Below are 21,696 nucleotides of genomic sequence, written 5' to 3'. Positions count from 1 at the left end.
GCCTTTGTACCTACAGAACTTTATATTATATTTGCAATTCCTAAAACAACAATGACATGTTCGATAATTTAAGCGATAAACTAGATAAAGCCTTTCATATATTAAAAGGTCACGGAAAAATAACTGAAGTAAATGTAGCTGAGACTTTAAAAGAAGTTCGACGTGCCTTACTAGATGCCGATGTGAATTTTAAAATTGCCAAAGATTTTACTACTAGAGTAAAAGAGAAAGCAATAGGTCAGGACGTTTTAACGACGCTGCAACCAGGTCAGTTATTAGTGAAATTAGTTAAAGATGAACTAACAGAATTAATGGGTGGTGATGTTGCAGGAATTAATCTTTCGGGCGTACCAAGTATTATATTGATGTCAGGATTACAAGGTTCTGGAAAAACAACTTTTTCTGGAAAATTAGCTAATTATTTGCAAACAAAAAAAGGTAAAAAACCACTGTTAGTTGCCTGTGATATTTACCGTCCAGCAGCTATCCAGCAATTGTATGTTGTAGGAGATTCAATAGGTGTTGAGGTGTACTCAGAACCAGAAAACAAGAACCCTGTAGAGATTGCTCAAAACGCAATCAAACATGCAAAAGCAAACGGATTTAATGTTGTTATTGTCGATACAGCAGGGCGTTTAGCTGTTGATCAAGAAATGATGGACGAGATTGCTCGTGTTCATAAAGCAATACAACCACAAGAAACTTTATTTGTTGTGGATTCCATGACAGGTCAAGATGCCGTTAATACAGCCAAAGCTTTTAATGGTATCTTGAATTTTGATGGTGTTATCTTGACAAAATTAGATGGAGATACACGTGGTGGAGCAGCACTTTCAATTAAGACTGTAGTTGATAAACCAATTAAGTTTGTAGGAACAGGAGAAAAAATGGATGCAATTGATGTATTCTATCCTGTTCGTATGGCAGAGCGTATCCTAGGTATGGGAGATGTTGTGTCTTTAGTGGAAAGAGCACAAGAGCAGTTTGACGAAGACGAAGCAAGAAAAATTCAAAAGAAAATTGCTAAAAACGAATTTGGTTTTGATGATTTCTTATCTCAAATTCAACAAGTAAAGAAAATGGGTAACATGAAAGACTTGGTTGGGATGATACCAGGTGCTTCAAAAGCCATGAAAGATGTAGAAATAGAAGATGATGCCTTTAAACATATTGAAGCTATCATTCACTCGATGACTCCAATTGAAAGAAGTAAACCTTCAGTAATAGATGTGAAAAGAAAAGCAAGGATTGCTAAAGGGTCTGGAACTAAAATTGAGCAAGTCAATCAATTGATGAAGCAGTTTGAGCAAATGAGTAAGATGATGAAAATGATGCAAGGACCGGGCGGAAAAAACCTCATGAAAATGATGGGCGGCATGAAAGGTATGCCAGGCGGAATGCAGCGATAATTTATTACAGGGTTTAAAAAGTCATTTTGTTGATTTTTTAAACCCTTGTTTTTTAGATTAAAAACAACACAACTAAATCGTTAGCAAATAAAACTTGAAACTAAAAATAAAATGCAACTACTAGACGGAAAAAAAACAGCAGAAGACATCAAAGGCGAAATCGCTGTTGAAGTTCAAAAAATGATTAAAAACGGAGAGAAAGTGCCTCATCTTGCCGCAGTAATTGTGGGTAATGATGGCGCAAGTTTAACTTATGTAGGAAGTAAAGTAAAAGCATGTGAAAGAGTGGGATTTGAATCTACTTTGGTAAAAATGCCTAGTACTACTTCTGAAACTGAATTGTTAAAGAAAATCAAGGAGCTAAATGAAGATGATAATATCGATGGATTTATCGTTCAACTGCCCCTTCCAGTACAAATAGATGAGCAAAAAGTATTAATGGCTGTAGATCCAAGTAAAGATGTTGATGGATTCCACCCTGAAAACTTTGGTAAAATGGCTTTAGACATGAGTACGTTTATCCCTGCAACTCCTTTTGGAATTTTAGAATTATTAGAGCGTTATGGTGTAGAAACACAAGGAAAGCATACAGTAGTTATAGGTCGTAGTCACATTGTGGGACGTCCTATGAGTATCTTAATGGGAAGAAAAGGATTTCCTGGAAATTCAACAGTAACACTAACACATAGTTATACTAAAAATATTGCCCAGATTACTACACAAGCCGACATCATTATCACTGCTTTAGGTGTACCTAATTATTTAAAAGCAGAAATGGTGAAAGATGGCGCAGTGGTTATTGATGTAGGAATCACACGTGTTGCTGATGATACTAAAGAAAAAGGATATGTGATAACAGGTGATGTAGACTTTGATAATGTTAGTAAAAAAGCGAGCTTTATCACACCCGTTCCTGGAGGTGTAGGTCCAATGACCATCGCAATGCTAATGAAAAACACACTCTTAGCCAGAGAAATGAAAATGGCTAAAAACTAATAGAAAGAAGACCCTACTTAATTGAGTAGGGTTTTTTTTATCTCCTTATTTGTATTAAAATATTCTTAAAACTAAACGGTTTGTGAAGCCACTTGAAAATAAAGAATACTTTTGCAACACTAAAAAAAGATAGCTGTATAATGGACGATTATTATTCGGAAATGTTAAACTAATTGTAGCGCTCATGAAATTTCAAGAGGCTATGCTAAACCTATAGAATATTGAAATGAGAGCTTTTTACAAAAACAATAACGGATTAATTGCGGTACCAGAATGGTTTCCTAATAGCTGGATAAATATTGAATGTCCTTCAGAAGCCGAAAAGGAATACCTACTGCATGAGCTTCAAATTCCAGAAGCTTTTTATAATGATATTGAAGATATTGATGAAAGACCACGAATCGAGGTAGAGAACGGCTGGACCTTAATCATCATGCGCATTCCTGTTAAGAGTAATGATGTCAAACTTCCTTTTCATACCATTCCTGTAGGAGTTGTATTTAAAGATGAGGTATGTGTTACAATTAGCTTTCATGAAACGGAAATGTTAACCGATTTTGTAAAGTATACCCAAAGAAAAAATATTGATTTGAAAGATAATTTTGATCTTGTGCTGAGATTACTGTTATCCTCCAGTGTTTGGTATCTAAAATATTTGAAACAGGTCAATCAAAAAATTAGACTAGCCGAAGATAATTTGGAGAAATCCATAAAAAACCAAGAATTACAGGCTTTACTACAAATCGAAAAATGCTTGGTTTTCTTTATGACCTCATTAAAAGGGAATGATATTTTGTTGCACCGCATTAAGAATATTAAATCGCAAAGAGTACATTATGATTCAGATCTACTAGAAGATGTAGAGATTGAACTACGCCAAGCTCAAGAAACTACAAATATATACAGTGATATCTTAACGGGAACAATGGACGCCTATGCCTCTGTTATTTCGAATAATATGAATAATATAATGAAGCAAATGACATCCATTTCAATCATATTGATGATTCCTACTGTAATTGCCAGTTTCTACGGAATGAATGTTCCTAATGCTTTACAAGACAACCCGATGGGTTTGTGGATTTTAGTTCTAGTTTCTTTCCTACTGTCTACTGTGGGGGTATACTTATTTAAAAAGAGAAGATGGTTTTGATATAAACAAAAGGGAGTAAATTATTTTACTCCCTTTTTTTATTTAATAATTTCCACGTTTCTTAAAACGGGGATCGTCTCTTTTTATGAATTCCGTTCTCCTTTTTGGTGTTTCTGCTTTTGGTAAGCTGGCTTCTTCTGTTTTGCTGGATGGTTCGATAAGTTCGTTTAGCTCTTTGATTTCAGCATCCGTTAAATCACGGTAACGACCTACAGGAACATCTAATGAAATATTTATTATACGAATACGTTTTAAAGCAGTTACTTCGTAGCCTAAATATTCGCACATTCTTCTAATTTGTCGGTTCAAACCTTGCGTTAGAATAATTTTAAAGATGTATTTACTTATTTGTTCTACCTTGCATTTACGCGTTACAGTATCTAAAATGGGTACTCCATTTCCCATTCGTTCAATAAAACGATCTGTAATCGGTTTGTTTACGGTAACAGTATATTCTTTTTCGTGATTGTTTCTGGCACGTAATATCTTATTGACAATATCACCATCATTAGTCATGAAAATTAATCCCTCACTGGCTTTATCTAGACGACCAATAGGAAAGATACGTTTTGGGTAATTAATGTAATCTACAATGTTATTACGAACATCTAGATTTGTCGTACACTCAATACCTACGGGTTTGTAAAAAGCAAGATATACTGATTTTTCAGTTTTTTCTCTAATCAATTTACCATCAATACGCACTTCGTCATGGGGGGAAACTTTTGTTCCTAATTCTGGGACAACTCCGTTAATCGTCACCCTGCCTTCTTCAATAATTTTGTCGGCTTCACGGCGGGAGCAATAACCAGTTTCTCCAATGAATTTGTTGAGGCGTTTTAGATTTTCTTCCATACTGCAAAAGTAAGCATTTTAGATTATCAGTTGGCTATGCTAGTTAGGAAAAGTTAGTTGTACTGTAAAGGTGTTTTTGTCGAAAGGCTAAATTTTCTGATTGAAATAGCTGTCAATACAAGCTCTCAATTATATTGAATTGTATAAAAAAGGAAGAGTTAGCGATGAACTTATTCTTTTTCAAAAAGAAAGCGCGCGATTTTTTTGTATAAATCATCATCATGCATGCTGTGACCAAGACCAGTTGTTGTTATAAATTCGGCATTTTTCCAAGTACTAGCAATTTTTTTACCTTCTTCAAATAGCACCACACTGTCATCTGTATCGTGTGCAATAAATCCTTTGGTTTCAATCGTAGACGCAAAGCGCTTTCCCGAAAAGAGATCTAAGTTCAGTTTGTAATGAGAGAGGTAAAACGCTTCTAAATTTTGAGCTATTTTAAAGTTTAAGCTCAGCATGTTAATGTAATTGTTTAAAATGATTTTAAAATCACTGGGAGATCCTAAAATTACCATTTTTTCAATGCTCTTATTTTGGTATTCTGATTGATAAAACAAACAGGTTTTAGCACCCAGAGAATGTCCTATGAGATACTTGGGATTGTGTTTTTTGACAATAATATCAATAAAAGATGCGTATTGCGGAATTGTAAATTCTTTTCCACTAGATAAGCCGTGAGCGGGTCCGTCGATGGCAATAATAGTGCTTCCAGATTTTTTAAGATAAGGTAATATGTTTTCCCAGCGTGACGCATTACTTTCCCAGCCATGCACTAATAATATTACGGTGTCGTTTCCTTTCCAGGTGTAGGTTTGAAAATGGTGTTCTTTATCGTAAACGGTAGTAGTTTCAGCTTCTAGGAGTATTTTTGGAAGGTTTGATTGAGAAAGTCTTCCGTCTCGAGGCTCGCTAAATAAGGAATAGGCAAGATGAGTAGCTCTATCAGGAAATACAAAACTTAAGATATTAATGTATAATCCGATAGACTTAGTAAAAAAGAAATAAAGCGTTTTTTTCATAATAAAAAAGTCCCGATGTTTATCGGGACTTAAATATAATTAAAATTTAGAAAATAACTTTTCCATTTTTTCTTTTTCTTCATCAGCTAGTGTGCTGTCTACTAAAATTCTTCCTGAATGCTCATCAGTGATAATTTTCTTTCTAGAAGCAATTTCCACTTGCGTTTGTGGTGGAATGGTAAAGAATGATCCTGCTGATGCTCCTCTTTCGATTGATACAACTGCTAGTCCATTACGTACACTTGTTCTAATTCTTGTGTAAGCTGCTAAAAGTCTTTCTTCAATTAAGTTTTGGTACTCAACAGATTTTTCTGTCAAAAACTCTTCTTCCTTAGCTGTCTCAGCCATGATTGCGTCTAATTCCGACTTTTTGTGCTTCAAGTGATTAGATTTTGTCTCTAATCTTTCTTTAGATTGAGCGATTACCTCTTTTTTGTGTTCAATAGAAGCTTTCATTTCTTTAATTTGCTTTTCAGCTAATTGAATTTCAAGCTCTTGGAACTCAACTTCTTTTGTTAAAGAGTTAAATTCTCTATTATTGCGAACAGTTTCTTGTTGCTTTGTGTATTTTTTGATAGTCTCTTTGTGCTCATCAATCGCATTCTTTTTGCTTTTGATAAGGTCTTCGATTACTTCAAGTTCACCTTTCAATTTTTCAGAACGTGTGCTTAAGCCAGCAACTTCATCTTCTAAATCTTCCACTTCAAGAGGAAGTTCTCCTCTTACATTTCTAATTTCGTCAATTCTAGAGTCAATCAATTGTAAATCGTAAATTGCTCTTAACTTGTCCTCAACACTTAATTCTTTCGTATTCGCCATATTCTATAAGTACTTAACTGGATTTGTATTTTCTTCAGATAAAATGATTGCAAAATTAAGGATTTTTTTCCGAAGAAAATCAACAATATAATTTTTTGTATACCGTTCGCTTTCAAAATGTCCAATATCGGCTAATAAAAGTTGATTTTCGGCTTCATAAAACTGGTGGTACTTTAAATCAGCAGTTAAAAAAGCATCTGCTCCAGCCAAAAGTGCATCTTTTATGGCATAACTTCCAGATCCACCAAGTACAGCAACTTTTTTTATCAGTTTTCCTGTAAATGCTGAATGGCGGATGCCATCGGCTTGCATTTTCTCCTTTACTGCTTTTAAAAATTCTTTCTCTTCTAAGGGAGTTTCTAATTCACCAATCATTCCCAAACCAATGTTTTGATGGCTGTTTTGCAATTCATATATTTCATAAGCTACTTCTTCATAGGCATGATGACTAAAAAGTGCTTTTAAAATTTTTGATTCTAAATGCTTTTCAAAAGTAACTTCAATTTTTATTTCTTCTCCTTCAACAAATTCAAAACGTTCTCCTAGTTGCGGATTGCTGTGCTCATTACCCATATAGGTTCCTATTCCTTTAGAGTTAAAACTGCAATCCTCATAATTGCCAATAGTCCCTGCTCCAGCATTAAATAAGGCATTGCGCACTTTTTCTGCATTTTCAGCAATAGTATAAGTGACTAGTTTACGGATGTAATTTTGCTTCGGAATTAATATTTTGGTGTTTTTAAGGCCTAAAGCATCACAAAATATTTTGTTCACTCCGTTAGGGTGATTGTCTAATGCGGTATGTACTGCATATATTGCAATATCATTTTTAATGGCTTTAAGGAGGACTCGCTCTACATAATTTTTACCTGTAATCTTTTTTAAGCCTGAAAATAAAATGGGATGAAAACAGACCACCAAATTGCATTTTTTTTCTAAAGCCTCATCAAGTACATTCTCCAGGGCATCGTGACAAACCAATATTCCAGTAGCTTCCTTTTGCTGATCGCCTACTAATAAACCTACATTGTCAAAATCTTCAGCATAGGCAAGAGGTGCCATTTCTTCTAATACAGCTAGGATTTCTTTTATTTTCATGGTGTTTTAGTTAAGTGTTTGCTGCTTGAAATTTGATGTTTTCCAATTGTAAATTTCAAACAAAAAGTATAAAATATTTAATTCAAAGATAATTTATTATACTTTCGTATTATGGATTTACTTCGAAAAATACTGTTTCCTTTTGCTATTTTGTACGGTTTCATAACAAGTATTCGCAATTTTCTATTTGACAAAGGGCTTTTGAAATCCTATGAATTTGATTTGCCAATTGTTGCTGTTGGAAACCTGAGTGTTGGAGGTACCGGTAAAACACCTCAAATAGAATATTTAATTAGGTTACTTTCTCAGAAATATAAAATTGCAACATTAAGTCGGGGGTATAAAAGGCAGTCAGAAGGTTTCGTTTTGGCTGATGCCAATGCGAATGCTGCTGTTCTGGGCGATGAACCGTATCAATTCTATCATAAATTTAAAGATATTCAAGTAGCAGTTGATGCTAATCGTAAAAACGGAATAGAGCAGTTACTTTCGAAAAAAGAAAAACCCGATGTCATATTGTTAGATGATGCCTATCAACACAGAAAAGTAAAGGCGGGATTTTATATTTTACTTGCCGCTTATGGGGATTTATATGCGGATGACTTTATGTTGCCTACTGGAAACCTGAGAGAAAGCAGATCAGGGGCAAAAAGAGCAGCAGTTATAATAGTAACAAAATGTCCAAGTAATCTTTCTATTGAACATCAAGATGATATAAGAAGAAAACTTACTATAGGAGACAAGCAAGAATTGTATTTTACTTCTATTGAATACGATGATTATGTGTACTCAGAGAATAGCAAAATTAAAGTGGCTGATATTGAATCACAAGATAAATTACTTTTGGCAGGTATTGCAAAACCCGACTCTTTTTTCGCATATTTGCAGGCTGCAAATGATGTAACGATGGATTTTCCTGACCACCATCATTTTACCGAAAAGGATATTTTAGAAATTAAAAATAAATCTTTAAACAAGATCATTGTAACGACGGAGAAAGATTATGTACGATTAAAAGGGAATGTACTAGCTGACCAACTCTTTTATTTACCCATAAAAAGTAAATTTCTCGGAGGAACAGATGCGTTTAATAAAACAATTATGAATTATGTGGGAACAAGTACAAGAGACTGTAAATTACATCAACAAGATAAATAATTTTAATCCAGAATACGGAGTGATACTAGGTTCTGGATTGGGTAGTTTTACAGAAGATATCAAAATAGAATTTACACTACCTTATAACGAAATTCCAAATTTCCCTGTATCGACTGTTCAAGGTCATAAAGGAGCTTTGGTTTTTGGGACTATTGGTGATAAAAAAGTGGTCGCTATGCAGGGACGCTTTCACTTCTATGAAGGCTATTCGATGAAGGAGGTGACTTTTCCAGTACGTGTTTTGAAATTTCTGGGAGTTAAAAAACTGATTGTCTCAAACGCTTCAGGAGGTGTAAATCCTAATTATAAAATTGGTGAAATCGTTATTATTAAAGATCATATCAACTTTACACCAGAACATCCTTTACGCGGAGTTAATGATGAGCGCTTTGGTCCTCGCTTTGTTAATATGAGTGAGCCTTATTCTCGTAAAATGATTGTGAAGGCTAAAGAGCTTGCTTCAGAATTAAATATTGATGTTAAAGATGGTATTTACTTGGGTTTACAAGGACCAAGTTTTGAGACTTTAGCGGAATATAAGATGGTAAAAATTTTAGGTGCTGATTGCGTAGGAATGTCAACGGTACCAGAAGTTATTGTGGCACGTCACATGGATTTAGAAACTTTTGGGATTTCGGTAATTACAGATATCGGGGATGAGGCTAATATAGACACAATTTCGCACGATGAAGTGCTAGAGGCGGCTCAAAATGCCGAGCCCAATGTAAGAAAGTTGATAAAAGAATTAATTCAAAAGTACTAGCTAAGAGAGGTTCTTAGCAATTACATCATAAAAATCTTCAGGAGCAAATGGTTTTGTAACCACGTCGTTCATACCAAAGGATAGCAGCATTTCTCTATTTTCATCTAGAGAAATAGCTGTTATTGCAATTATAGGGGTAGTGGTGTCAAAAGCTCTAATATATTCTGTTGCAATGGTACCATTGATTCCGGGTAGGTGCACGTCCATTAATACCATGTCGTAGAGGTTGTTGCGTACAGCTTCTATCGCGTCCTCGCCGTTATCAATAGTTTCACTATGAATGCCTTTATTTTCTAGCATCTTTTTAGTGATCATTTGGTTGATTTTATTGTCCTCCACAATAAGTATTTTTTTGCCTTTTAAGTCAGCATCATCATAGGTTTTAGGTTTAGCTTCCTTTGGTAGTTGATTTTCATCCACTTTAAAGTTTAAATTAAATGTAAATGTAGATCCTTCTCCTAGAATACTTTGAAGTTTGATTTCTCCACCTAAAATTTCGATCAATTTTTTTACTATCGTCAATCCTAAACCTGTCCCCCCATATTTTCGGTTGATTTCAACGGAACCTTGTGAAAAACTTTCAAATACAGTTTCAAGCTTATCCTCAGAGATGCCTATTCCTGTATCGGTGATTTCAAATGATATCATAACATTGTCGCCATCGACATGACTGGCTCTGGCTATTACTATAACGCTACCATCTTTTGTGAACTTTAATGCGTTATTGATTAAGTTCATGAAAATTTGAGAGAGTTTTGTGGGATCACCAATTAAATTATTGGGTATACTAGGATCTACATCCAGAATGAAATTGTCATTGTTTTTATTCGCAAGTCCTTTCAAAGAGTTTTTAATATCTTCTAGGAGTTCTTTAAGATTGAAGTTAATGTATTCGATTTCAGTCTTATTGGAATCTATTTTATTGATCTCAAGTATTTCATTGATAAATGTAGCTAAGTAATTTCCTGAAAATTTTAGCGAGGATAAGTAGTGAAGTTGGGATTTCTTCGGATTTTCTTCTAATAGTAAATGAGTAATACCATTAATAGCATTTAAAGGTGTTCGAAGTTCGTGACTCACCGTCGATAGAAATTCAGATCGGGCTTTTGAAGCTTTTTCTGTTTTTTCTTTTTCGACTAATAACTCATTATTTTTTTCCTTCAGTAATAAATTTGATTTATTTCTAATGATATTATTTTTGTAAAGCGATAGGCTTAGTAAGGATAAAATGGTGATTAACGCTATTGCTAGAATGTTGATTAGTTTCGAGAATTTGTTGTTCTTCTCTTTTTCTGCATTTTGTTTGTCTATCCTTTGGGCTTTTTTGAGGCGCTGCGCCTCTTTAAAGTTTTCATAATCATCTATGCCTAATTTTTCATTATTCAATATCTCTAAACTTTCATTTAGATTTAAATGTTGTTTTAGGTAAGAATAGGCCTTGCTTTTATCTAGCATTTTTTCATAAACCGTGCTTAAGGCTAGTAGGATTTTAGATTTTTGATTTAAATCTTTTCCTTTAGTATTAAGGTCATATGCTTTGTTAAAATAGCTTAATGCAAGATTATTTCTGTTATTAGTAGTCTCAATAAGTCCCATTTGGTACAAAGCTTCCGCTTTAGTATTGACAGAATTTGGAGACTCAGGTTTTGCAATGATGTTGCTGAGTGATGACTTACTTAAATCTATATTACCTTTAGCTCTGTAAATTATGGCTTTTTGCAAGGCAATTAAATCATCTGTATCGTCGATTTTTAATTCCTCTCTTATTGACTGACTTTTATTTAAGCAAATCTCGGCAGCATTATAATTTGCCTTTGCAATATGTGAAAGTCCTAAGTAGTAATAAGCGTTAGCGTAGGGTGCTGATGGAGGGAGTTTTTCAAATAAGGTGATGCTTTCTGAAAGAAATTCAATAGCGTCATTCTGTTTTTTTAAATCAAAATATATTTTTCCGAGATTGAAAGTTTGAACGGCACGATTTTTTAGATCGCCTTTTGATTCACTAAAATTGATTGCCTTTTGTGTATAATAAATGGCATTTTTATATTTATTCACAAGGATATTGGCAACAGCCAAATCATTGTAATAGGTAACACTATCTCTATCCTCTTTTTGTTGAGCATATAGAAAAGAATTAAAAAAAGCGATAAAAACCAAAAAATACTTCATTTACAGGTTTGACTTTTTAGTTATTTATTTGTTAGCAATATTAAATCAATTATTCTTGATGAATAGCCTATTTCATTATCGTACCAGCCTACTACCTTAACCATCTTATCAATTACAGATGTAAGTTGTGCATCAAATACACAAGAATTTTTATTGCCAATAATATCTACAGATACAATGGGATCCTCTGTATAATCTAAAATTCCTTTTAGATTGTTCTGTGCAGCATTTCTAAAAGCGGCATTAATCTCTTCTATTGTTACAGCGCGTTTTACATTAAAGGTAATATCAGTTAAAGAACCATCCGGAACAGGAACTCGTATACCACATCCACCAATTTTCCCGTCTAATATAGGGAAAATTTTTGTTAATGCTTTTGCCGCTCCAGTTGTTGTAGGTACAATGGATTGACTCGCACCACGAGCTCTACGCAAATCTTTATGGGGCTGATCGTGTAGACTCTGGTCTGTTGTATAGGAATGTATTGTTGTGATGTATGCTTGTTCTATACCACATAGCTCATCAATTACTTTCATCATAGGAGCTGCATTATTTGTGGTGCAACTCGCATTTGATATGATTTTTTCAGTGCCGTCCAGGATATGTTCATTTACTCCTAATACAACTGTTTTAATGCTGTCTACTTCAGATGGAGCCGAGAGTATTACCTTTTTAGCGCCAGCAAGTATATGAGCATTTAATTCTTCAAAGGTTTTATGTTTTCCAGTAGATTCAACTACATAATCAATTTTTAAGCTTTTCCAATCTAAATTCGAAATGCTTTTTTCATGTAAAAACAGAAAATGCTGTTGATCTACTAAGAATCCTTTTTCATCAGCAATCACTGCATTAGGCAAAACCCCGTGAATACTATCATATTTTAACAAATGTGCCATGGTTGTATTGTCAGCAATGTCGTTTATGGCAACTACTTCAATGCTGGGATGATTTAGAAGTAAGCGAAATAAATTTCGACCAATTCTTCCAAAACCATTTATAGCTATTCTTGTTTTCAATTTTTATCGGTTAATCGTTTAATCGATTAAGCAATTAACCGATTAAGCATTTTTATAAAATGTGCTTTTGTGCTTTGTATGAGGAACGTACTAATGGTCCACTTTCAACATGACGGAAACCTAACTCCAAGCCAAAGTCTTCGTAAATTTTAAATTGCTCAGGTGTGATAAATTCCTTAACAGGCAAATGCTTTTTACTAGGTTGAAGGTATTGTCCTATGGTTACAACATCAACGTTTGCTTCGCGTAAATCTCTCATTGTTTGAAACACTTCTTCCTCTTGTTCACCAAGGCCAAGCATAATTCCAGACTTTGTTCTGTTAATTCCTTTTTCTTTTAAGTATCGCAATACCTCTAAACTTCGATCGTATTTTGCCTGAATCCGCACTTCGCGTGTTAATCGACGAACGGTTTCTACATTATGCGATACAACCTCAGGATTAGCTTCAACAATACGGTCTATATTTCTTTCAATTCCTTGAAAATCGGGAATTAAAGTTTCTAGAGTAGTTGTAGGATTCATTCTACGAATGGCTTTTACGGTCTCAATCCAAATGATAGAACCTCCGTCTTTCAAATCATCTCTATCAACACTTGTTATTACTGCATGTTTGATATTCATGATCTTAATGGAGCGGGCTACTTTCTCTGGTTCGTCCCAGTCTACCGTTTCTGGTCTACCGGTTTTCACACCACAAAATCCGCATGAACGGGTACAGGTATTTCCTAATATCATAAAGGTTGCAGTCCCTTCACCCCAGCATTCACCCATGTTTGGGCAGCTACCCGATGCGCAAATTGTATTTAAACTATATTTATCAACTAAGCCTCGAAGCTCTGTGTATTTTTGTCCTATCGGGAGCTTTACCTTAAGCCATTTTGGTTTGCTGGTGGGTAAAGTATTTTCTAAAACAGTTTCCATAATTTATTTTTCAAAGTACAAATATAAGGAATGTGTATTTAAAAATACCGTTTTGACAGCCCAAGCTTCTTGAATGTTTTACACCGCTAAAGGAATTGATTTTTAGGAGCTTCTTCCAGCTATTCGCTATATCTTTTATAAATGAACTGCAGGAAAAATGCAGTTCATTTATAAAAGGATGCCGCTGCTATCTGGGCTAGGGTTTTAGTGATCTAAAAGATGAGTCTATAACTAAAAAAGCAGGATTTTTAAATCCTGCTTTTTTAGTTAATTAATGCATTTGAACTGTTATGGGTAAATTATAAGAAGTGCGTACAGGTTTAGAATCAATCATTCCAGGGGTCCATTTTGTTTTTAACGATTTTAATACGCGAATGGCTTCTTTATCTAGGCCGTAACCAGGATTGTTTTTTACCTGTATGTCAGTCATGCTACCATCTTTTTCGACAACAAAAGAAACAAAAACACGAATGTTTCTTTCTCCATTTATTTCTGGACTTTCAAAATTTTTCCCAATGTAGTTGTAAAACTTGGCAATGCCTCCTGGGAATTCAGGAAGTTTGTCTAAAATAGCGCTATTCACTACTGTGGTTCCATAATCTACAGCCGAACCGTTTTCAATATTATTTCCTTGAGCTGGTGTAGGGTTAAGGCCTATAATTCCGTTGCCATCATTAGTTGTTTGTTTAGTAGTACTACTTTCAATGTTAGTTGCAATGTCGGGCGTAGCTAAAGGAGCTTTTACAATAGTAGGATTAACAAGTTGCTTTTTACCAGAGGCTTCTGTTGGTTTTTGAACAATAGGTTTAACAGCAATTTGTTTTTCTATAGGCTTTAGCACCGGGGGAACTACTGTGGAAATCTGGATAATCCTTTCTACGGGATCTATAATTTCCGTGGTAGGAACGATATTAGTAGAAAATAAAGTGAATACTTTAGGAATAGTCATTAGAGCAGCACACAATAATAATCCCATAAATAATGCAAATAAGGACGTTTTTGAACTGTTTAGGCGTAACTGGTACGCACCATATTCTTTGTTTTTGTTTTCGAAAACTAAATTAATCCAGTTGGCTTCGTAGATGCTTAATTTTGACATAATTAATGGATTTAAAAGGTTAGGTAGATATTAAATCATAAGCAAAAGGGTGTATTAAAAAAGAACGTTTGGGGTGGTGTAGTTATTGTTTAAAATGTTAATTTATTTTTAAATAATCACAAAATAAAGATATGTTAATAAAATTATATAGTGATATTTGTTAATTAACTAAAGATAGTTAATTATTTTTTCTTGTGGATGATTTGTGCTAATAATTTCTTTTATTTAAAATAAAAAACGTTGAAAATCATTTGAGCAATTTGTATTCCTTCGTCTTGAAGAATCTAAATAAGTGGTCATAAATCAATAATTCATACATTCTCTGCTTGGAGCTATATTGCCTATTCACCATCATGTGAATATGACTCATTAGAAAATTTGATAAGGGAATTTCTAGATTATCTTTGATTGAAATAATCGTTTTAGAGTTTTGGTTCCTTTTTTCCTGAATGAGAATACAAAATTCATTATAATTAGCTGTTGCACCTTCGGAAAGAAGTGTTTCCATTTCTGGAAATAAATCTCTGTATTGTTTGTCCATTTCCTTTTTTAGGGTCTTATCTACATTAAATTCATCTTTGAAAGACAATTGTAAGTTATCCATTAAAAGGAGTTTGTCTGTATTGCTTTGGGAAAAGGAATTTAAAAATTGGTCAATTGCTAGAAAACTAAAAAGTAGTTGAGATTCCTCATTTTCAAAATTCGATTTCAAATGTAAATATCTTAAAATCATTTCACTATCCTGCCAAAATAGCGTTTCTGATTCTTCAATGGTTTTTTCACCATACCTTTCTATTTCTCTTTGATATGTATCGGTCTGAATTTTCCAGACGGTATTTTGTTCAAGAAGGATATTAAGAATTGGATAAATTTTAGTGATTACTTCTGTTAAACTATTCGGCTTTGAGAGTAGGAAACGTATTCACAAATGATCATCTGTATCTTTATAGCGTATGAAGAACCATTTTAGGATTAGTTTTTTTTCGTTTAATTCTAAAATTATATGATATCGTTTTTCAAGTAAAATATGGTCTGCTGTTGTAATACCAGTATATATTTTATAGTACAATCATTCACTTCCTATGCAAAAATCTCTTTTCATGTTTTTATAATTCTTCTTTATAAAAGGGTAAAATAAACTGATTTTAAAAAAAGTCTCCATCTTTATTTTTTACAATAGAACCTTTTGCAAAAAGAAATTCTTCTAAAGTAATTTTGGAATATTTACTGACAGATTTCAAAAGTAACCGTACACAAATTTCTTTTTCAAAATCAAGTAAAAGAGTATTGTCAAAATGAACCCAATTTGCAAATCTCGGAATGTTCCTCTCCGATCTCCAGCTTGTAAATACTTCAAATAATTGGCTGTCGTCTGTTTTTAAGAAGGTCTCTATTTCTTTTTTACTCACAATCCATTTAGCTTTCGAAAGGATGACATCTTTATAGTTCACTCTTGGAAAAAAATCATAATGTGACTCCAGTATTCCCCAACTGAAACTATAAATGGGCTTTACATCTTGCAACTGCAAATCGCATAAAAAGTGATAAATAGGTAAGGATTGGCTGGAATAGTTATGGGCATTAGACAAAAAAGGAATAACTTCTTTATCGTGTTTTTTGGATCTTAGAATTATTCTGTTGTTTTTGATAGATACCATTAAATCATTTATATCCAAAGTGTAATGTCGACTCACGCCAGAATTAGAAAGATAGGCGATTTCATAATCACGCAAAACGGGTCTTCTCAATATGTTTCCGGTTCTCGATTCTGGAATATGTACGATTTCTGCCAGAATTTTGTTTGAATGATATTTCTTTTCTTTTTCCACAATTTCTTTTGTCAAATGATGGATGTTTGTATTTCCATTACAAAAACGCCCCAGCAATTTAGCAGCACTCACGTTACCTGATGATTCAATTACTATAATCTCTTTTTCTTGACATTTGGCAAGTTCAATCATTACCGAGAATGTCGCTGGCGCATTATCCCAACTCCCATCAAAATTAGGGAAATCTTTTTCAGAAAGTGAAATTGTTTTTTCCTTTCTCAAAACAGATTCTTGCAATTTTTTATGTAAGATAAAATCGTTTGCTGTCCAGGTTTGACTCTCTTCATTAGGGCTCTTACTTTTAAAAGTAAATTTATCTAATAAGTCATGGGTATCATTCATATCTGAATTTTGAAGATATCCAATGCCTGTTTCCGTGTCTAAAACAGTAGTCAATGGCATTTCACGCGATTCATATCTTTGGCTAAACGCTTTTATAAAGCGAGTATGGTTTTCAGACTTTTTTTGCTTTTGGATTCCGTTCAAAAAACGCAAGGCTTTCGAGACTTTGGCAGGGATTTTATTGCATAAAGTATTTGTTGATGTGGTTAATTCCAGATCCGTTTGAAATAGGTATTTTTCATCATATTCCAAACCGATTTGTTGAATGGCCGTTTTAATATCCTCGTAATTTTTTTCTGAAGGGACAAGATGCGCATCTAAATCTATAAGGCCGTTTCTGATAGTTTGCAAAAGTTTACAATCCTCTTTTAAAGCTAGAATTTTATTAAGAACCATAAAAAGGTCTTCCCAGTCATCGCTCGCGGTTACAGTAGCATCCAATTCACTTACAAGAAACTGAAAATCGATTAATTGGTTAATGTATTCAAGAGCTTCTTCTGTCTCTGAATCATCATCGGCAATCATTGAAACCATTTGATCGACAGTCAGGCCCGATTTTATTTGAGTTACTAAACTTTCTAACAATGTTGATTTTCTTAATGCCGAAATACTGTGTTCCCTTTTTGTTTGTACATATTTATACTCGACATAACGATAAAAATCGCCTAGCTCATATATGGAGTTGTTAGGATAGAATTTAAGATGCTGTCTACCCTCTTTTCGTGTTGCCAACTCTTGTAGTAACGCCACCCAAAACTGCATGTCAAATTGCGTAAAGCGCTTGAGTTTTTCGGTGGGTTCAAGTATAATGTTGGTTTCATTTGACATATCGCCCACAGTACAACCAGCGAACAATCCGAAAGGAGTACAGCGAGATGACATTCTTGCACTATACTTCAACAGTGTAAGCGCTAAATTATCTTTTTTTTTTGCTGAAATACTTGAAGGTTCAAATTTCCATTTGTCCAAGGCGGTTAGCAGTTCTGGTGAAGCGATGCGAATTGCCTCTCTAAAAAAAGGATTTTCAAATCCTTTCAATACCCTTTCCGCAGCATAATTGTTTAATAAATCTAGATAAGTGCTTACTGGAAATGTTGGAGTTCTTAATACATATTGTGAGAAAGGCAACACTTTATAATTGTTCATTATCGTTTCTTTTTACTCGTTTTTTCAGCGAGTTCCATCGCATCATACACATTGAGTACTTTACCTGATTTCGATAACTCAGAGAATGGAACTTTCTTGTCTTTTGTTCCCGGAACGATAACTTCTAGGTCATAAGCAGTACCCGAGTCGAGAATTATTTGTTTTACTTCAGTTGCGCTAAGATTAGGGTAATAGGACCAGATCAAAGCGGCTGTCCCTGAAACCATCGGCCCAGCAAGAGAAGTGCCAGAGTCTGTAGCGTAGGTATTGCCTGCTGCAGTAGTGTAGATTTCTTCACCAGGTGCAAATAGATCCACATTTTGCTTGCCATAATTAGAAAAAGCTGACACAAAAGTGCTATCCAGTTTAGAAGAGATGGAACCGACATTGATGAAATTACCACATACTTCTTTGCTTCCATTATAAGCAATATCACTAGGGAAATAAGGATTCTCATCAACATTAAAACCATTATTTCCTGAGCAATGTACGAGTAAAACATTATGTTCTTCGGCATATTGAAACGCCTCAAACACCCATTTTTTATGCAAGGAGAACTCTTTACCAAAAGACATATTGATTACTTGGGCACCATTATCAACCGCATAACGTATCGCCATAGCGATGTCTTTATCGTGCTCGTCTCCGGATGACGAAATATTCAAGGGCATGATTTTTACATTTTGCGCAATCCCATTTATTCCTTTGTTATTCTTTCTATTAGCAGCTATAATTCCTGAAACTTTTGTGGCATGATCTTGAATAGGCCTATACCCCGCTTTGTTATTTGAAATGTTGTTATTACCATAACCTTTTTCTAATAGTTTAGGATTATCACCTATAGATGTACGTTCATTAAAATTTACGTTCAAATTTTTGCTAATAATAGAATCTAACTGTATCTCACTCTCTTTAATTTTTTCTAACGACTTTTCATTACTCCGAATATTAATCATCATAAAATCAATTAGGGCCCCAAGATCTGTATCATTATCGTCTCGTCTTTGTCTGTACTTTTTATTGTTTATCTTGTATTTCTGATACATACTATCCAATTGTTGATACGTATAATCTTCTTTAGGGAAAAAATGTTTTAAAGTGTCTTTAACCATGGGATAAACGGCCACACTATGAATTAAAGATTTTTGCCATCTTTTATAGTAAACATTTTCTTGTTCTGTTTTTTTTAAAGCTCGTTGGTATTCTTTGTAAGTTGATAATTCCTGAATTGGAATTTGAGATTCCGTTTTATCCTTGAAATAGGGAGCCCAATCTCTTACTAGTCGTACATTCTCAAAATTAGCCCATACTACATAGCCCCCGTTTTTATTGCCTATAAAGCTCCAGCCATGAACATCATCAATATAGCCATTATGATCATCATCAATACCATTGTTGGGTATTTCATTAAGATTTGTCCAAATCTGCCCCTGTAAATCCTCATGATTGGAATCTATTTGGGTGTCTATTACCGCAACGATGATACTTTTGGTCTTTGGTTTCTTTTTGTTTTGACTATACCATTTGTCTAAAGAAATTCCAGGTACTGTATCTTTTAGGTAGTCTTTCTGATACCAAGGTTGTATTGCTATTTGACTAAGTTCATCCTTCGGTTTCAATAAAGCCAAAGAAGTATTTGAGTTTTTAATAGATTTACATCCTATAAAAAATAAGACGATTGATAAAACGTAATAAATAGGTTTCATGAAATAGTATTATAAGAGATTATGAAATATTTTTATTCAGTCCTAACGTTACCTGTGTTTCCTAAATCAGTAATAGTTTTAGGATCGTCCCCTAATCCGTAACCACCGTTAATCAAATGAATATTTTTTAATTTTGCCACATTCAATTTTTGTAAGTCGAATTTTTTGTTTGCTTTTTGTCTTTGTTTGTTTTCATTTTTATTGGTTCAGTTGATTTATAAGAATGCAAATGTATAATGTCATTCTTTTTAATTCATGAACTGTCAATTTTTTGTATATCGGAATTCCTGAATTCCGACTTATTAAAACATATAAATAATTAATAATTAGATATCTAGTGTATTTGTTATCATCCAAGTCCTTTGATAAAATATGTAGGTTTAATCCCCGTTTTTTTATAAAAAGCTGCCGAAAAGGACTCGGCACTATTAAAACCAAATTCTAGCGCAAGAGCTTGAATAGTATAATTTCTTAATTTATTGTTTTGTTGTAATTTAGTGATTGCATAGTCGATTCGCAAGTCATTGATGTATTGAATAAAAGTTTTCTGTTTATAAAAATTCACGATTTTAGACAAATACTTACTGTTTGTTAATAATTTTTCAGCAAGTAGTTGTATTGTAATATTTGATTGTAAATACTCTTTATCAGTCTCGAATTGGTTTAGTTTTTCCAGAATTTGATTGACTAATTCTCCTGCAATACCAAGATCTTCTTTATTGTTGTAAGTTGCAATTTCAATTGGTTTTAGATTTATATCTGCCACGACAAGATTAGGTCCTTTCTCTCTGTTAATGATTTTTTCAAATCGTAATTTATATGTTTTTTTAAGCTTGTGTTGGTAAAACCCAAAACCGCTAACAGAAATAGAAAGTAGAATCAAACTGCCAATGCCCCAATAAGATTTTGTGTTTTCATCCTCAAGTGATTGGATAAGCGATTCTTTTTCTGATATTAAATGTGGTATATCGTATTCATTTTTTAGTTTTTTGGTTAATTCCTTATAGTTTTTTTGCAATGTTTTATTAATATCCATATACTTTGTTATATACTTCAATTGGTTTTCTTTATCTTTTTTTTCTTTGTAATAGGAGATTAAATAAGGATATCCACTCATAAATTCGGGGGTAATTCTTCTGGTTTCATTATACATCGAATCTACTTTAACAAAATTTTTTGCTGCTTCTTTCTCTTTTCCAAGACCATCGTAGGTTTTTCCTAAGTAGTAATAAGATGCTAAAACATTACCTGTGTTTTTATAAAAAACCATTTTTGGCAGGGCTTTATTTATACTATCTAAAGCTGGTTTATAGTTCTTTGTTAATACTAAGTTGGCTCCTTCATTTAATATAAATAGTGCGTTAAGTTCACTATTACCTGTGTTTTTTGATTCACGGTAGCCTAACTTATTAAAATAGGTTGCTGAATCGGATTGGTTTAAAGCCTTATAAGCATCCGCAAGAGCAAAAATAACGAGTTCATAAGAAAAGGAATATTTGGGAGTTCTTATTTTTTTATTCTTGTAATAATTTAAACATTCTCTGTATAAATCTAGGGCCTCAACTACCTCGCCCAATTCTTCAGACCTTAATGCTGCAATCGAAAATTTCACATTATAATAAAAATCGATATTGTTTTTTTGGGCTCGCTTCTCTGCCAATAAGAAATTATCTATCGCATCTATATTTGAACTGCTTTTTCAAGACGTATGCCTTTTCTGAATAGGCATATGCAGGAAGCTTTATGTCATTCTCATTCTTAGAGCAAGCAATTGCACGATCTAAATAACGAATTGCTTTGTCGCCATCATATAATAGTGAAAGCAAATAGTTTCCTCTTGCTTTTTCAATAGAAATATTTGCTGCATTGGCTTTTACCAAATAAGCTCTGGCATATTCAATTTGCTTCGTTTGGTTTTTCTCATTATCAAAATACAGCTTCTTCAATTGATCATAAGGAAGTCGTGCAAGGTCCTTTTTTTCAACTTGTCCTAGTAAAACGATTGGGAATAGGAATAAAAAGAGCTTTCTACTCCAAAAAACATTAATCATTGTGTGTGATTTTTTACAAAAATAAGGCAAACATTTAAAATCAAGCATATACAGCTGCTTTTTCTAGGATTTTATAGTAAAACATAAGTCCTTGATTTTCAGAAAAATACAATTTTAAAGCTTCGGCATTCAGGAATACCGTGTCG

General features: G+C 33.6%; 17 protein-coding genes and 1 pseudogene. 5 read left to right on the top strand and 13 right to left on the bottom strand.

What is annotated here, in order from left to right; all coding sequences use genetic code 11:
* Positions 1-56: 56 nt before the first annotated feature.
* The 3 genes from ffh to ACEN2K_RS13590 all read left to right on the top strand — a co-directional run bounded on the left by ffh (position 57) and on the right by ACEN2K_RS13590 (position 3,558).
* Positions 57-1,409 carry a signal recognition particle protein gene (gene ffh / locus ACEN2K_RS13600; protein WP_441759880.1) on the top strand — a complete coding sequence of 451 codons (1,353 nt, stop codon included), beginning with the start codon at positions 57-59 and terminating at the stop codon, positions 1,407-1,409.
* A gap of 111 nt (positions 1,410-1,520) precedes the next feature.
* Positions 1,521-2,405, top strand: coding sequence for a bifunctional 5,10-methylenetetrahydrofolate dehydrogenase/5,10-methenyltetrahydrofolate cyclohydrolase (locus ACEN2K_RS13595; protein ID WP_441759879.1), 885 nt, complete (start codon positions 1,521-1,523; stop codon positions 2,403-2,405).
* Between the two features lie 226 nt (positions 2,406-2,631).
* Positions 2,632-3,558: a magnesium transporter CorA family protein gene (locus ACEN2K_RS13590; protein WP_441759878.1), complete on the top strand. Its 927-nt coding sequence runs from the start codon at positions 2,632-2,634 to the stop codon at positions 3,556-3,558.
* A gap of 42 nt (positions 3,559-3,600) precedes the next feature.
* Here ACEN2K_RS13590 and rluF read toward each other — a convergent pair whose 3' ends face one another.
* The 4 genes from rluF to ACEN2K_RS13570 all read right to left on the bottom strand — a co-directional run bounded on the left by rluF (position 3,601) and on the right by ACEN2K_RS13570 (position 7,349).
* Positions 3,601-4,413, bottom strand: a complete 813-nt coding sequence (gene rluF / locus ACEN2K_RS13585) for a 23S rRNA pseudouridine(2604) synthase RluF (RefSeq protein WP_441759877.1) — start codon at positions 4,411-4,413, stop codon at positions 3,601-3,603.
* Positions 4,414-4,583: 170 nt separating this feature from the next.
* Positions 4,584-5,432, bottom strand: coding sequence for an alpha/beta fold hydrolase (locus tag ACEN2K_RS13580; protein WP_441759876.1), 849 nt, complete (start codon positions 5,430-5,432; stop codon positions 4,584-4,586).
* A gap of 39 nt (positions 5,433-5,471) precedes the next feature.
* Entirely contained in the window at positions 5,472-6,251 is a 780-nt protein-coding gene (locus ACEN2K_RS13575; protein ID WP_441759875.1) for a zinc ribbon domain-containing protein, read from the bottom strand.
* Positions 6,252-6,254: 3 nt separating this feature from the next.
* On the bottom strand, positions 6,255-7,349 hold the full coding sequence (locus ACEN2K_RS13570; RefSeq protein WP_441759874.1) for a Nif3-like dinuclear metal center hexameric protein: 1,095 nt from the start codon (positions 7,347-7,349) through the stop codon (positions 6,255-6,257).
* A gap of 111 nt (positions 7,350-7,460) precedes the next feature.
* Here ACEN2K_RS13570 and lpxK point away from each other — a divergent pair, with 111 nt between their 5' ends.
* Both lpxK and ACEN2K_RS13560 read left to right on the top strand, forming a co-directional pair.
* Positions 7,461-8,507, top strand: coding sequence for a tetraacyldisaccharide 4'-kinase (lpxK, locus tag ACEN2K_RS13565; RefSeq protein ID WP_441759873.1), 1,047 nt, complete (start codon positions 7,461-7,463; stop codon positions 8,505-8,507).
* Positions 8,458-9,270 (top strand): purine-nucleoside phosphorylase, encoded by an 813-nt coding sequence (locus ACEN2K_RS13560; protein WP_441759872.1) that lies wholly within the window; start codon positions 8,458-8,460, stop codon positions 9,268-9,270. The genes lpxK and ACEN2K_RS13560 overlap by 50 nt, the downstream gene beginning before the upstream one ends.
* Here the strand turns inward: ACEN2K_RS13560 and ACEN2K_RS13555 are convergent, their stop codons facing one another.
* From ACEN2K_RS13555 to ACEN2K_RS13515, 9 genes and pseudogenes are all read right to left on the bottom strand, one after another.
* The gene (locus ACEN2K_RS13555) at positions 9,271-11,439 is read right to left on the bottom strand and encodes an ATP-binding protein (RefSeq protein WP_441759871.1); all 2,169 of its coding nucleotides are present in this window, start codon (positions 11,437-11,439) and stop codon (positions 9,271-9,273) included.
* A 20-nt stretch (positions 11,440-11,459) separates the two neighbouring features.
* Positions 11,460-12,455, bottom strand: coding sequence for a type I glyceraldehyde-3-phosphate dehydrogenase (gap, locus tag ACEN2K_RS13550; protein ID WP_441759870.1), 996 nt, complete (start codon positions 12,453-12,455; stop codon positions 11,460-11,462).
* Between the two features lie 52 nt (positions 12,456-12,507).
* Positions 12,508-13,377, bottom strand: a complete 870-nt coding sequence (lipA, locus tag ACEN2K_RS13545; RefSeq protein WP_441759869.1) for a lipoyl synthase — start codon at positions 13,375-13,377, stop codon at positions 12,508-12,510.
* Positions 13,378-13,648: 271 nt separating this feature from the next.
* The gene (locus ACEN2K_RS13540) at positions 13,649-14,476 is read right to left on the bottom strand and encodes an energy transducer TonB (RefSeq protein WP_441759868.1); all 828 of its coding nucleotides are present in this window, start codon (positions 14,474-14,476) and stop codon (positions 13,649-13,651) included.
* A gap of 247 nt (positions 14,477-14,723) precedes the next feature.
* Positions 14,724-15,545, bottom strand: a pseudogene (locus ACEN2K_RS13535) (thiopeptide-type bacteriocin biosynthesis protein).
* A gap of 76 nt (positions 15,546-15,621) precedes the next feature.
* Positions 15,622-17,793 carry a lantibiotic dehydratase family protein gene (locus ACEN2K_RS13530; protein WP_441759867.1) on the bottom strand — a complete coding sequence of 724 codons (2,172 nt, stop codon included), beginning with the start codon at positions 17,791-17,793 and terminating at the stop codon, positions 15,622-15,624.
* Complete coding sequence (locus tag ACEN2K_RS13525; RefSeq protein WP_441759866.1) at positions 17,793-19,499, bottom strand: S8 family serine peptidase; 1,707 nt, start codon at positions 19,497-19,499, stop codon at positions 17,793-17,795. Before ACEN2K_RS13525 ends, ACEN2K_RS13530 begins: the two co-directional genes overlap by 1 nt.
* Before the next feature lie 349 nt (positions 19,500-19,848).
* Positions 19,849-21,111, bottom strand: a complete 1,263-nt coding sequence (locus ACEN2K_RS13520; RefSeq protein WP_441759865.1) for a helix-turn-helix domain-containing protein — start codon at positions 21,109-21,111, stop codon at positions 19,849-19,851.
* A gap of 55 nt (positions 21,112-21,166) precedes the next feature.
* Entirely contained in the window at positions 21,167-21,550 is a 384-nt protein-coding gene (locus ACEN2K_RS13515; protein WP_441759864.1) for a hypothetical protein, read from the bottom strand.
* Between the last annotated feature and the right edge of the window lie 146 nt (positions 21,551-21,696).

The organism is Flavobacterium sp. W21_SRS_FM3, from assembly GCF_052113625.1.
Classification (GTDB): Bacteria; Bacteroidota; Bacteroidia; order Flavobacteriales; family Flavobacteriaceae; genus Flavobacterium.
Note: the sequence above shows the minus strand (reverse complement) of the source record. Positions and strands in the feature narration are given on the sequence as shown.

Coding starts and splice junctions, on each gene's coding strand:
- lipA (WP_441759869.1), bottom strand. CDS start 13,377: ATGGAAACTGTTTTAGAAAATACTTTACCCACCAGCAAACCAAAATGG.
- ACEN2K_RS13575 (WP_441759875.1), bottom strand. CDS start 6,251: ATGGCGAATACGAAAGAATTAAGTGTTGAGGACAAGTTAAGAGCAATT.
- ffh (WP_441759880.1), top strand. CDS start 57: ATGTTCGATAATTTAAGCGATAAACTAGATAAAGCCTTTCATATATTA.
- ACEN2K_RS13580 (WP_441759876.1), bottom strand. CDS start 5,432: ATGAAAAAAACGCTTTATTTCTTTTTTACTAAGTCTATCGGATTATAC.
- ACEN2K_RS13525 (WP_441759866.1), bottom strand. CDS start 19,499: ATGAAACCTATTTATTACGTTTTATCAATCGTCTTATTTTTTATAGGA.
- ACEN2K_RS13590 (WP_441759878.1), top strand. CDS start 2,632: ATGAGAGCTTTTTACAAAAACAATAACGGATTAATTGCGGTACCAGAA.
- ACEN2K_RS13570 (WP_441759874.1), bottom strand. CDS start 7,349: ATGAAAATAAAAGAAATCCTAGCTGTATTAGAAGAAATGGCACCTCTT.
- ACEN2K_RS13555 (WP_441759871.1), bottom strand. CDS start 11,439: ATGAAGTATTTTTTGGTTTTTATCGCTTTTTTTAATTCTTTTCTATAT.
- ACEN2K_RS13560 (WP_441759872.1), top strand. CDS start 8,458: ATGTGGGAACAAGTACAAGAGACTGTAAATTACATCAACAAGATAAAT.
- ACEN2K_RS13540 (WP_441759868.1), bottom strand. CDS start 14,476: ATGTCAAAATTAAGCATCTACGAAGCCAACTGGATTAATTTAGTTTTC.
- rluF (WP_441759877.1), bottom strand. CDS start 4,413: ATGGAAGAAAATCTAAAACGCCTCAACAAATTCATTGGAGAAACTGGT.
- lpxK (WP_441759873.1), top strand. CDS start 7,461: ATGGATTTACTTCGAAAAATACTGTTTCCTTTTGCTATTTTGTACGGT.
- ACEN2K_RS13530 (WP_441759867.1), bottom strand. CDS start 17,793: ATGAACAATTATAAAGTGTTGCCTTTCTCACAATATGTATTAAGAACT.
- ACEN2K_RS13595 (WP_441759879.1), top strand. CDS start 1,521: ATGCAACTACTAGACGGAAAAAAAACAGCAGAAGACATCAAAGGCGAA.
- ACEN2K_RS13515 (WP_441759864.1), bottom strand. CDS start 21,550: ATGATTAATGTTTTTTGGAGTAGAAAGCTCTTTTTATTCCTATTCCCA.